The 12,277-nt window shown below is 53.0% G+C and carries 9 protein-coding genes; 3 read left to right on the top strand and 6 right to left on the bottom strand.

The window, feature by feature from the left end; translation table 11 throughout:
• Positions 1-243 precede the first annotated feature (243 nt).
• The gene (yvcK, locus tag AC3G3F_RS11710; protein ID WP_023248174.1) at positions 244-1,152 is read left to right on the top strand and encodes a uridine diphosphate-N-acetylglucosamine-binding protein YvcK; all 909 of its coding nucleotides are present in this window, start codon (positions 244-246) and stop codon (positions 1,150-1,152) included.
• A 92-nt stretch (positions 1,153-1,244) separates the two neighbouring features.
• Here the strand turns inward: yvcK and slrP are convergent, their stop codons facing one another.
• From slrP to bioB, 6 genes are all read right to left on the bottom strand, one after another.
• Complete coding sequence (gene slrP / locus AC3G3F_RS11705; RefSeq protein WP_488395021.1) at positions 1,245-3,518, bottom strand: SPI-1 type III secretion system effector E3 ubiquitin transferase SlrP; 2,274 nt, start codon at positions 3,516-3,518, stop codon at positions 1,245-1,247.
• Positions 3,519-4,046: 528 nt separating this feature from the next.
• The gene (gene uvrB / locus AC3G3F_RS11700; protein WP_000042505.1) at positions 4,047-6,068 is read right to left on the bottom strand and encodes an excinuclease ABC subunit UvrB; all 2,022 of its coding nucleotides are present in this window, start codon (positions 6,066-6,068) and stop codon (positions 4,047-4,049) included.
• Positions 6,069-6,717: 649 nt separating this feature from the next.
• On the bottom strand, positions 6,718-7,404 hold the full coding sequence (bioD, locus tag AC3G3F_RS11695) for a dethiobiotin synthase (RefSeq protein WP_088734185.1): 687 nt from the start codon (positions 7,402-7,404) through the stop codon (positions 6,718-6,720).
• Positions 7,397-8,152, bottom strand: a complete 756-nt coding sequence (bioC, locus tag AC3G3F_RS11690; RefSeq protein WP_023248177.1) for a malonyl-ACP O-methyltransferase BioC — start codon at positions 8,150-8,152, stop codon at positions 7,397-7,399. The genes bioD and bioC overlap by 8 nt, the downstream gene beginning before the upstream one ends.
• Positions 8,136-9,293, bottom strand: coding sequence for an 8-amino-7-oxononanoate synthase (gene bioF / locus AC3G3F_RS11685; RefSeq protein WP_023248178.1), 1,158 nt, complete (start codon positions 9,291-9,293; stop codon positions 8,136-8,138). Before bioF ends, bioC begins: the two co-directional genes overlap by 17 nt.
• On the bottom strand, positions 9,290-10,330 hold the full coding sequence (bioB, locus tag AC3G3F_RS11680) for a biotin synthase BioB (protein ID WP_000090726.1): 1,041 nt from the start codon (positions 10,328-10,330) through the stop codon (positions 9,290-9,292). The genes bioF and bioB overlap by 4 nt, the downstream gene beginning before the upstream one ends.
• An 86-nt stretch (positions 10,331-10,416) precedes the next feature.
• Here bioB and bioA point away from each other — a divergent pair, with 86 nt between their 5' ends.
• On the top strand, positions 10,417-11,706 hold the full coding sequence (gene bioA / locus AC3G3F_RS11675) for an adenosylmethionine--8-amino-7-oxononanoate transaminase (protein ID WP_053510101.1): 1,290 nt from the start codon (positions 10,417-10,419) through the stop codon (positions 11,704-11,706).
• 57 nt (positions 11,707-11,763) lie between these two features.
• Positions 11,764-12,240: a kinase inhibitor gene (locus AC3G3F_RS11670; RefSeq protein WP_000767415.1), complete on the top strand. Its 477-nt coding sequence runs from the start codon at positions 11,764-11,766 to the stop codon at positions 12,238-12,240.
• Positions 12,241-12,277: the final 37 nt, after the last annotated feature.

The following is a 12,277-nucleotide window of genomic DNA, read 5'->3' as shown; positions in this document are numbered from 1 at the left end:
TGACAATTTCGCCATCCCGCTTTCGCTATATAAACATATACATAGCGACATGATCGTGCTATTTAACGACAGAATACGTGAAAATCGCACTTTTATATTGATATACATCATTTAGCGGTGACAACGTCCTCGCTAAAAAGGGGTAGTTAAAAACAATTTATCGACTTTTAGCCTGCTAGCTAATTGCTGAAAACCCGCCATTTGCGCTACTGTAACGCTGTTTATCTGACTTCAGGAATTTTTATGCGCAATCGTACGCTGGCTGACCTGGATCGTGTCGTCGCCCTCGGCGGAGGGCATGGATTAGGACGCGTCCTCTCCTCGCTTTCTTCATTAGGTTCACGCCTGACCGGTATTGTTACTACCACGGATAACGGAGGGTCAACTGGCCGTATTCGCCGTTCGGAAGGCGGGATCGCCTGGGGCGATATGCGCAACTGTCTGAACCAGTTAATTACCGAACCCAGCGTCGCATCCGCTATGTTTGAGTATCGTTTTGGCGGTAATGGCGAACTTTCTGGTCATAATCTCGGAAATTTGATGTTAAAGGCGTTAGATCACCTGAGCGTGCGGCCTCTGGAAGCGATCAATCTAATTCGTAATCTGCTTAAAGTGGACGCGCAGCTGATCCCGATGTCCGAACTACCGGTAGATCTGATGGCGATTGACGAACAGGGGCATGAGGTTTACGGCGAGGTGAATATCGATCAGTTAGCGACGCCGCCGCAGGAGATCATGTTAACGCCAAACGTTCCGGCGACGCGGGAAGCGGTACAGGCCATTAATGACGCGGATTTGATTCTGATTGGCCCTGGCAGTTTTTATACCAGCCTGATGCCTGGCCTGCTGCTGGATGAACTGGCGCAGGCACTGCGGCGCACCCCGGCGCCAATGGTGTATATCGGCAATCTGGGCCGCGAATTAAGTCTGCCCGCCGCCAGTTTAACGCTGGTCGATAAGCTGGCGATGATGGAACAATATATTGGCAAAAAGGTTATTGACGCAGTGGTGGTTGGACCGAAAGTCGATGTCAGCGCGGTTAACGACCGGGTGGTGATTCAGGAAGTGCTGGAGGCCAGCGATATCCCCTATCGCCACGATCGTCAGTTATTACATAATGCGCTGGAAAAAGCGCTACAGGCGTTGGGTTAATGACATTTACCGGATGACGCTGCGCTTATCAGAAGCCTGTTTACACCGAATGGTAAACAGGCTCTCTCCCCCTTCTGATAAACTGCGCTCAGCTATCGCCAGTAGGCGCTCATGAGCGAGCTCACCCCTTTTTTCATCAATACATTCTCCATGTTCTCAGTAAAGAGGGTCTGATTAATCTCTTCCATTATCCGCATCCCAGTCATGCGCTCTGCGTCAGGATCACCTGCTATTCCTAACGCTTCCAGTTCAGCGTTGACTCGGATCTGATACTCATCCGTTTCAATACACTCAGCCCTTTTATCCATCATTTCACGCCACTCTTCTGGCGCTATACGCTCCAGCACTTTATGCCACGGCCCCCACAACGCAAACCATTTGTGAAAATCGCTATTTTCAGCAATTTTTATCCTTATTTCCGCCTCGTCCAGGTCAGACTCAGTGATACCCGAAACGTTATAGAACCGCATATCCCGAGTCATTGTTGTCAGCGACAGCGACTCTCGTAACTGATTCTGAAAACCCAGAAATACTTCAATTTCGTCAATAAAAAACAGCCGTTTTACCTTTTCTCTCGCGAGCGATTCTATTTGCTCCAGCCGAAAGATTTCACGCCCCGCCATAATCAGTTCCGCTAATTGGCTATCAAAGGCGCCTCTTTCAGCATCATGAACCAACGTCGCTTCCTGCATTTGGTGGTATGTCAGTGTGACCCGATCTTCACAGCTTATCGTTGCATCCATCGCTATAATAAATGCGGTTTCTCTTAGTGCGCTATCATCAGCCAGGCGCATTAGCCAAGCGGAGACTTGTTCCTTAAAATCCGGGTGTCTGGTATTCTGCGTATCACCAAGATAGTCCAGGAATCTGCTGAAAGCTGCAGCGTTTGCCTCTGCCTCAAACGCCCGCCATTTGTTGACATCTTCCTCCTCGAGACAGGTTAGCCAACCCTGGACAGCTTCATGCAGTGGTCGTGTTACCCGAACAATTGAAAAGTCGCCCATGGCGAAGAATACCTGGGGTCCCTGATAATCTACAGAGGACATCAGCCGCTGCATATTCTGTATTGTTCGTTCTGAAAAAGGATTATATTCTACGATTATTCTTGTAGGTTGAGGTCCTTCACCACGAAAATGGGGTAACGACTCCGGGAGACGGACCAGGTGATTGCGAGAGGCCTGCATGACTTGTAATGCCACCGGGAGGTTTTCCGGTAGGTTAATCAATTCGTTACGGGAAACGTCCAGATTTATTATCGTGGGAGGTAGTGTTTCAGGCAGAACAGTAATCTGATTTTTACTTACATCCAGAACCTGTAATTCTGGTGGTAACGATGCGGGCAGACTGGTTAAGTCATTTTCGCCGGCCTCCAGAGTCTTCAAGCCCGGCGGCAGTGTTTCGGGCAGAGCGGTTAACGAATTACTCTGCACATTCAAATGGGTAATCCCTGACGGAAGATGTTCTGGCAGTGTCCCTATGCTGTTATCATAAACGCTCAGGTACAGAAGTTCCTCAGGTAGATTTTCAGGTAAGCAACTAATTTTATTATGAAAAAGATCCAGCGATTGAAGCGCTGAAGGCAAACGTTCCGGCAATTCAGTAATAAAGTTAATGCTCAGATCCATTTCCTGTATGGTATCCGGTAACGTGGCAGGGATACTGGTTAGCTGATTACTTCTGGCATACAGGGTCTTTATATTTCCCTGTAAATTTTCCGGCAAACTTTTCAGTTCATTGTGATCGAGTATCAGAGTAGTTATCTGCTCAGGAATACAGGCGGGTATAGTGTTAAGTCCTAATATATTCAGACGGAGTTCCGTCTTATTATTTTTCAGGCAGTCACGCATCCGTTGTACGGCCTCTTCACGACCTTGAGCCTCTTTCGCTGGTGCCTCTTTTGCCCACTCAGACCAGATTAACTCATAATTCACAGCATCTTTGGGGCTGAAGCCTGGAGCGCCACTCGCCTGCTCGCTTTCTGTCTCACGGGTATAGGTTACCGTCTCTCCCCCGCACTCAACGGTATAACTATCTGTATTAAAAATTATAGACAGGATCTCCTGACTATTTTCATTCAAAATACAGTATTGGTCTGTCCCCCCTCTACTACATTGAATATTATCCGCATACGCTGGGAAAGCTAACGTCCTCAAACATTCAAACTTACTTTTGATCTCTTCTGGCGAGGCGGTTTCAGGTGGATGACAAAGATAAGCGATGCAGCTTTGTACTTCAATCTGATATTCTGAAGCGAAAAAAACACTAATTTTACTCCATATCTCATCTTCCGGAAGTATCTCTTTTAATTCCTCGTTACTAATACTTTGATTCCTTACAGCAGATTGCGTATTGGTGATATTAAACATATTTTCCCTCCCTGATCTGGAAGTAACCCAAAGTAGCGGATACAGATATTCTCAACTTTAAATAAAAGGCCATATTAGTTATTATTTTGGGCTAGTCACCCAGTATTTTTAGCACCTTACTTATAAATGCCAGGACTTCCATCACCCCATTTTTACGTAGAATGATGTAATCTGCTGCCATAACACTCTTTCAACGAACTCACATAAGATTAAAATGACGACCATAAGAATAGCTATACCGATAATACGAAGCAGTTTTTCTCATAGCTGGGGAGACAGGTACTTTTAGCGTTGAGCTCGACCTCAACGCTAATTTTCTTCAGTAGTGATTTAACCACCTAAGTTACTGTTTTTTTTGATATTTCAGGCAATCTCGTTGATCAACGCCTGTAACTGTTTTCCGTTCCTGACTAACTCAGCCCTTGCTGTTGGACTAAGACTATCAAAAGCAGGCAATTATACAGGTTATATATGTACCCCTTACCTGATGCTACTCACAATGCGAAAGCGCCGACGATCGACGCGTTGTCAGGATGCCGCGATAAACAACTCGCGTAGCTGATGCAACTGGTCGCGAATTTGCGCGGCTTCTTCAAACTCCAGATTTTGCGCGTGCTGCATCATTTGCCCTTCCAGCTCATGAATTTTCTGCTGCAACGCTTTCGGCGTCATATCCAGTTCGACAATCCCGGCTTTTGCCGTAGAACGGCCCTTGCCTTTCCCCTTCGCTTTGGTTTTCGCAATGTTCTGCCCCAGCGCCAGGATGTCGACCACTTTTTTGTTCAGCCCCTGCGGAGTGATACCGTGTTCTTCGTTGTACTTCTGCTGCTTCTCGCGACGACGCTCAGTTTCACCAATCGCCTTCGCCATCGACGGCGTGATTTTATCGCCATACAGAATCGCTTTACCGTTAACGTTACGCGCCGCGCGACCTATGGTCTGAATCAGGGAACGTTCGGAGCGCAGGAAGCCCTCTTTATCGGCGTCCAGAATCGCCACCAGCGAGACTTCCGGCATATCCAGCCCTTCGCGCAGCAGGTTAATCCCCACCAGAACGTCAAACTCGCCCAGACGCAAATCGCGGATGATTTCCATGCGCTCCACGGTATCAATATCCGAGTGCAGGTAACGCACGCGCTCGCCGTGCTCTTCCAGATATTCGGTCAAATCTTCCGCCATCCGTTTGGTGAGCGTAGTGACAAGGACGCGTTCATTAATGACCGCACGTTGACGGATTTCGGAAAGCAGATCGTCCACCTGGGTTGCCACCGGACGCACTTCAATGATCGGGTCCAACAGCCCGGTCGGTCGCACGACCTGATCCACCACCTCATCACCAGATTTCTCCAGCTCATAGTTGCCAGGCGTGGCGGAAACATAGATGGTTTGCGGCGCCAAGGCTTCAAACTCTTCAAACTTCAGCGGACGGTTATCCAACGCCGAAGGCAGACGGAAGCCATACTCGACCAGCGTCTCTTTGCGCGCCCGGTCGCCGCGATACATGCCGCCTATCTGCGGGATCGTGACGTGGGACTCATCCACTACCAGCAGTCCATCGGCGGGCAGATAATCGAACAAGGTTGGCGGCGGTTCGCCCGGCCCACGACCCGACAGGAAGCGGGAATAGTTTTCAATGCCTGAGCAGTAGCCCAGCTCGTTCATCATCTCTAAATCGAACTGCGTGCGCTGGCTTAATCGCTGCTCTTCAAGCAGCTTATTATTCGCCAACAGGACCTTACGCCTGTCCGCCAGCTCATCTTTTATCTCTTCCATCGCCTGCAGAATACGCTCGCGCGGCGTCACGTAGTGAGTTTTGGGATAGATGGTATAACGTGGCACCGTTGACTCTACCTGCCCGGTTAACGGGTCAAACAGCGACAGACGTTCCACTTCTTCATCAAACAGCTCAACGCGTAGCGCAATGTCGTCAGATTCAGCCGGGAAGATGTCGATCACTTCGCCGCGCACGCGAAAGGTGCCGCGCTGAAAAGCTTGATCGTTACGGGTGTATTGCAATTCCGCCAGCCGACGCAAAATTGCACGCTGGTCAATCAGCATTCCGACCGTCAGATGCAGCATCATTTTCAGATAGAGATCCGGATCGCCCAGCCCGTAAATAGCGGACACGGAAGCCACCACCACGACATCGCGTCGCTCAAGCAGAGCTTTCGTTGCCGACAACCGCATTTGCTCAATATGTTCGTTTACCGAAGCGTCTTTTTCGATAAACGTATCCGAACTTGGCACATACGCTTCCGGCTGATAGTAGTCATAGTAGGAGACGAAATACTCCACCGCGTTTTCCGGGAAAAACTCTTTCATTTCGCCGTAGAGCTGCGCCGCCAGGGTTTTATTGGGCGCAAGCACCATCGTTGGCCGCTGCAAGTCAGCAATGACGTTGGCAATGGTGAATGTCTTCCCGGAGCCGGTTACGCCCAATAGCGTCTGATGCGCCAGCCCGTCCTCCAGTCCCTCTTCCAGGCGACGTATAGCGTCCGGCTGATCGCCAGAAGGTTTAAAAGCGGAATTCAGTTTGAACGGTTTACTCATGGGCGGCTACCTGAAGGTGTGAGCGGGCAGGTGTATAATTTTACTCCTGGCGGTGAATATTGCCAATAAAAAATACTGGATGAAAAAACAGTAACACTTTAATGTATAGTGGCTATCGGCAAATAACCCACGCCGTCGCGAGGCAAAATGTAGACAGTCGCGGAATAAAATTCCAGCAGCATGCGGTTATCCCCAGACCAGAGTCTTTTTTAACATTTGTCAAGACGTATGATGAAAGTTTTATGTCAATGCCTCCCCCTTCCTTTACAACCATTGATTTTATATAACTCGCTGTCTAAAAAGGGATATTTTCTCAAGCCGTCTTTCGCGCCAATTTAGTCGCAGGCCGCGTCGCCTCTCGCTTACGTTGTGTTTTCTAACTCTAATACACAAGGTTATCCACAGGAATAGTGGATAACTGCTTCCAGCCCGTATCCCCTGCCGCCTGGCAAAATCAGCGCCGGACGTTTTCGCCGGGCGATAAAAAAAAATTATCGCTATTTTTGGCTGATTATTGGCTAACGTAGCGGGAAAAACTGATGCGTACACGCTCACATTTTGCACATTTTTATCAGGATGAAGCCAGGAGGGTCTGGCGAAAGAACAGCAGGATCGTCTGATCCTGCAAGAAGGCGGTTTTTAAGCGAGGTTATGCCCGCTCCAGGGGGCTAAGATCAAGATACTGTCCTGTTGCAGCCTGAGAGGGGGAAACGCCCAGCCACGGAATTTCCCCTAATAGCGGGGCCGGTATGACGCGGCGAAGCGTAGCGAGATATTCACCATGACGCGCGCCCGGCGGCTGTACGTCGTTGGCTATCCATCCGGCAAGCGGCAACCCGGCCTGTTTTACCGCCAGCGTCGTCAGCATGGCGTGATTAATACAGCCCAGCTTGACGCCAACGACCAGAATCACCGGCAACCGCTCCGCCTGTACCCAGTCGGCAAACGTCAGTGTGGCAGAGAGCGGCGTAAACCAGCCGCCTGCCCCTTCTGTCAACACCCAATCTGCCTGCGCCTCCAGCGTTCGCAATCCACGTGATAACACCACCGCCTCTATCGTCCGGCCTTCGTCGGCGCTAACGATGTGGGGAGAGGTAGGCTCGGCAAAAGTATAAGGATTGATAGCAGAATAAGGTTGCGGCAGGCTGCTGTTACGCTGCAAGGCCAACGCATCGCTATTGCGTAGCCCGTCGGTTGTCATTTCGCTGCCGGAAGCGACGGGCTTATAGCCTACGGTTTGATAACCTAACTGCGTTGCGGCCTGCAATAAGGCGCAACTGGCGACCGTTTTACCGACTTCGGTATCAGTACCGGTGACGAAATAGCGTTTAGTCACGTTCAATCACTCCCATAAAAAGATGGTACGTCAGCGGATATTTCCCCTGCCGCTGCGGCCATGCCAACTGAATTTTTCTAAGCCGGGCGCGGGTTAACACATCAGACTCCCGCCCTTCATGAAGATGAGTGGCGCCAATTCCTTTGAGCGAGCGCATCGCGCTCAGGGCATCCTCAAACCACAATGTCATCGCCTGAGTATGACGATACGCCCGCCAGCCGCGCAGCGCGTGGTCAATTGCCTCTTCCGGCAAAAAGCTATTCGCGTGAGCGCGATTATCGACGGCCTGCCATGCCTGACGCAGTTCCGGCAACGATCCCTGGCACAACGTGGTAAATGCCACCACGCCGCCGGGCCGTACGACCCGGTACAACTCGCTCAACGCGTCGCGTAAATCACCGCACCACTGGACCGCCAGGTTGCTCCAGGCCAGGTCAAAAATGCCGGCGTCATGGGGAATCGCTTCGATATCCGCCAGCAAATAGTGATGCGCCGCCTTACGATCGCGCGCCTGTTGCAGCATCGGCAGCGAAAGATCCAGGGCAGTCACTTCGCTCCCCCGTTCACGCCAGTAACGGCTCATACGTCCGGGGCCACAGCCTGCGTCCAATACACTGGCAAAGTGACGGCCTGCCAACAGCGTCAGCAGCGCATCCGCGCTGTGTTGCTGCAAAGAGGCGTGCTGTTCATATTGCGATGCGGCCCGGCCAAACGCCGCCGCAATAGCCTGCTTATTCACCTGCGCCATGCAGCACCTCCAGCAGACGATCAATATCGCACGCTTCATGCGCCTGCGTTAACGTTAAGCGCAGGCGCGCCGTACCGACAGGCACCGTCGGCGGGCGAATCGCCGTCGCCCAGCATCCTTGTCGACGCAGCGCCTCCGCCAGGCGCAGCGCGCGGCTGTTATCGCCCACCATTAACGGCTGGATGGCACTATGGGCATTCAGTAGCGTAAATCGGGACGCGTTAACGCCCGCCCGAAAGCGCTGAACCAGAGCGGCGAGTTTTTCGCGCCGTTCACAACCTTCATCGCTACGGATCACGGCCAGCGAGGCGCTTAACGCCTGCGCCTGCGCGGGGGGCATACTGGTGCTGTAAACCAGATGACGGGCGAATTGCAGCAGATAATCCGCGACGCTTTCCGAACAGAGCACCGCGGCGCCGCTGACGCCAAATCCTTTACCGAAAGTCACCACCAGCAACTCAGGCTTCACCCCCTGTTGCCAGCAGGTGCCCCGCCCCTCATCGCCAGTCACGCCGATGCCGTGCGCATCATCAACCAACAGCCAGGCATGATGCTTGTGGGCAATGTGCTGGATTTCCGCCAGCGGCGCGCTATCGCCGTCCATACTGTACATACCTTCCGTCACGACCAGTTTCTGACCCAGGCAGGGCGATTGCAGTAAACGCGACAGATGCCGCGTATCATTATGGATAAAGCGACGAAGCTGCGCCGGACTCTGATTAGCGGCCTCCAGCAACGAAGCATGACTCAACCTGTCGGCCACAATCCGGTCGTTTTTTTTCATTAACGCGGTAATAACCGCCTGATTCGCCGCAAAGCCAGAGATAAACAGCAACGCGCGCGGATATCCTAACCATTGCGCCAGTTCCTCCTCTAACGCCTGGTGCGCCACGGAATAACCGCTGATATGCCCCGACCCGCCGCTGCCGACGCCAAAACGCGTCGCCGCCTGTTGCCAGGCGCGAATGATCTGCGGATGCTGACTTAAGCCGAGGTAATCATTGCTGGAGAAGTTAAGATACTGTCGCCCGTTCGCTACCAGCCAGCGTCCGGCGCCCTGCGACACCACATAGCGGCGGCGCAACGTATCCGTCGCCCGACGCGCCGTCAGCGCATCGTCGACGCGTTGTTGCCAACTCATAATGCTGCCGCGTTGTAATAATCATCAGTGTCCGGCGTCATCAGCGTCTGCTCCAGACGTTGCTGCTGCTCGTTATCGCCCGCCAGCACCCTGGTCTGCTGCGGATTCAGTCCCAGCTTGCGGAATAACTGCAGATCCTTGTCCTCTGCCGGATTTGGCGTAGTTAACAATTTGCAGCCATAGAAAATCGAGTTCGCCCCGGCCATAAAACACATCGCTTGAGTCTGCTCGTTCATCTGTTCACGCCCTGCGGAAAGACGCACGTATGAGGTCGGCATCATGATGCGCGCCACGGCGATAGTACGAATAAAATCAAACGCATCCACGTCATCGTTATCCGCAAGCGGCGTGCCTTTCACCTTCACGAGCATGTTGATTGGCACACTTTCCGGCGGCGTCGGCAGATTCGCGAGCTGCAACAACAGTCCGGCGCGATCGTTGACCGTTTCGCCCAGACCGACAATGCCGCCGGAGCACACTTTAATCCCTGCTTCACGGACTTTTTCCAGCGTGTCGAGGCGCTCCTGATAGGTACGGGTGGTGATGATATTGCCGTAAAACTCCGGCGAGGTATCGAGGTTGTGGTTGTAGTAATCCAGCCCGGCGTTAGCCAGACGCTGCGCCTGGCTCTCGTTCAACATGCCGAGCGTCATACATGTTTCCAGCCCCATCGCTTTGACGCCCTGTACAATCTGCTCCAGATAAGGCATATCGCGTTCATGCGGATTCTTCCAGGCCGCCCCCATACAGAAGCGGGTCGAACCGGCGTTTTTCGCTTTGCGGGCGGAGTCCAGTACCTGCTCGACCTCCATTAAACGCTCGGCTTCCAGTCCGGTTTTATAGCGCGAGCTCTGCGGGCAGTATTTACAATCCTCCGGGCAGGCGCCAGTTTTGATCGACAACAGCGTGCTGACCTGTACCTGCTGCGGATCGAAATGCTGGCGATGAATTTGCTGCGCTTCAAACAGCAATTCCAGCAGTGGTTTTTCAAATAATTCGGTTACTTGCGACAGTGTCCAGCGTGGGTGGCGAGCCATCGGGCTTCTCCAAAATATGTTGTTTGTTTTTGATATGGTGTAGACTCGTAAACCTAAATCTTTTTAATTTGGTTTACAAGTCGATTATGACAACGGACGATCTTGCCTTCGATAAACGCCATATTTGGCATCCTTACACTTCCATGACCTCGCCGCTGCCGGTATATCCCGTTGAGCGGGCCGAAGGCTGCGAACTGATCCTCGCCTCGGGCGAACGCCTGATTGAGGGGATGTCCTCCTGGTGGGCGGCCATTCATGGTTACAACCACCCGCAATTGAACGCGGCGATGAAATCGCAAATTGACGCCATGTCGCATGTGATGTTCGGCGGCATAACCCACAAGCCTGCGGTGAATCTGTGCCGTAAACTGGTCGCGATAACGCCTGAGCCGCTGGAGTGTGTCTTTTTGGCCGACTCCGGTTCGGTGTCGGTGGAGGTGGCCATGAAGATGGCGCTGCAATACTGGCGGGCGCGGGGCGAATCGCGTCAGCGTTTCCTGACGTTCCGCAACGGTTATCATGGCGACACGTTCGGCGCGATGTCAGTGTGCGATCCGGATAACTCCATGCACAGCTTGTGGAAAGGCTATCTGCCGGAAAATCTGTTCGCGCCGGCGCCGCAAAGCCGGATGGATGGCGAATGGGATGAAAGCGACATTGCGCCATTTGCCCGCCTGATGGCCGCGCATCGCCATGAAATAGCTGCCGTGATTCTGGAACCCATCGTCCAGGGCGCGGGCGGGATGCGCATATATCATCCACAATGGCTCAGGCGTATCCGTAACATGTGCGATCGCGAAGGCATTCTGCTGATTGCCGATGAAATAGCCACCGGGTTTGGCCGTACCGGCAAACTGTTCGCCTGCGAGCACGCCGGGATCGCGCCGGATATTCTGTGTCTCGGCAAAGCGTTAACCGGCGGCACCATGACCCTCTCGGCAACGCTCACCACACGCCAGGTTGCAGAGACTATTAGCAACGGCGAGGCGGGGTGTTTTATGCATGGCCCGACGTTTATGGGGAATCCGCTGGCCTGCGCCGCCGCCTGCGCCAGCCTGACGCTGCTGGAAAGCGGCGAATGGCGCCAACAGGTGGCGTCCATCGAGTCTCAGTTACGCGCTGAGTTAGCCCCCGCACAACGTTCGCCCTGGGTGGCGGATGTGCGGGTGTTGGGCGCGATTGGGGTGGTTGAAACCACACATCCGGTCAATATGGCGGCGCTTCAGCGCTTCTTCGTCGGGCAAGGCGTCTGGATCAGGCCGTTCGGCAAACTAATCTATCTGATGCCGCCCTACATTATTCGTCCAGAGCAGTTGCGCCGTCTGACCCAGGCGGTTAATGACGCGGTACACAATGAAACATTTTTTAGCCATTAATCAGCGGTAAGCGGCGCGGCTTCTGGCTACACTTCTGGTGAGTCAAAAGGAGAGCGCATGAAACTTATCAGCAACGATCTGCGCGATGGGGATAAACTTCCTCATCGTCACGTTTTTAACGGTATGGGCTATGATGGCGATAATATTTCGCCACATCTGGCCTGGGACGAAGTACCGATGGGCACCAAAAGTTTTGTCGTGACCTGTTACGATCCTGACGCGCCAACCGGCTCCGGCTGGTGGCACTGGGTGGTGGTTAACCTCCCGGCGGATACACGCGTACTGACCCAGGGGTTCGGCTCAGGTCTGGTGGCCGTACCAGACGGCGTCATTCAGACGCGTACCGATTTCGGTAAAGCGGGTTACGGCGGCGCGGCGCCGCCTAAAGGGGAAACGCATCGCTATATCTTTACGGTTCACGCGCTGGACGTCGAACGTCTTGACGTTGATGAAGACGCCAGCGGCGCAATGGTTGGCTTTAACGTGCATTTCCATTCGCTCGCCAGCGCCTCGATAACGGCGATGTTCAGTTAAACGCTGTGCCGGATGGCGGCGTAAACGTCTTACCCTG

Source organism: Salmonella sp. FC25216 (assembly GCF_057751355.1).
The sequence above is the reverse complement of the archived record's forward strand: the minus strand, read 5'-3'. Positions and strand labels throughout refer to the sequence as shown.

Bases quoted from the DNA above. Each gene is read 5' to 3' on its own strand.
- yvcK (WP_023248174.1), top strand. From the start codon at position 244: ATGCGCAATCGTACGCTGGCTGACCTGGATCGTGTCGTCGCCCTCGGC.
- slrP (WP_488395021.1), bottom strand. From the start codon at position 3,518: ATGTTTAATATCACCAATACGCAATCTGCTGTAAGGAATCAAAGTATT.
- uvrB (WP_000042505.1), bottom strand. From the start codon at position 6,068: ATGAGTAAACCGTTCAAACTGAATTCCGCTTTTAAACCTTCTGGCGAT.
- bioC (WP_023248177.1), bottom strand. From the start codon at position 8,152: ATGGCGCAGGTGAATAAGCAGGCTATTGCGGCGGCGTTTGGCCGGGCC.
- bioF (WP_023248178.1), bottom strand. From the start codon at position 9,293: ATGAGTTGGCAACAACGCGTCGACGATGCGCTGACGGCGCGTCGGGCG.
- bioB (WP_000090726.1), bottom strand. From the start codon at position 10,330: ATGGCTCGCCACCCACGCTGGACACTGTCGCAAGTAACCGAATTATTT.
- bioA (WP_053510101.1), top strand. From the start codon at position 10,417: ATGACAACGGACGATCTTGCCTTCGATAAACGCCATATTTGGCATCCT.
- AC3G3F_RS11670 (WP_000767415.1), top strand. From the start codon at position 11,764: ATGAAACTTATCAGCAACGATCTGCGCGATGGGGATAAACTTCCTCAT.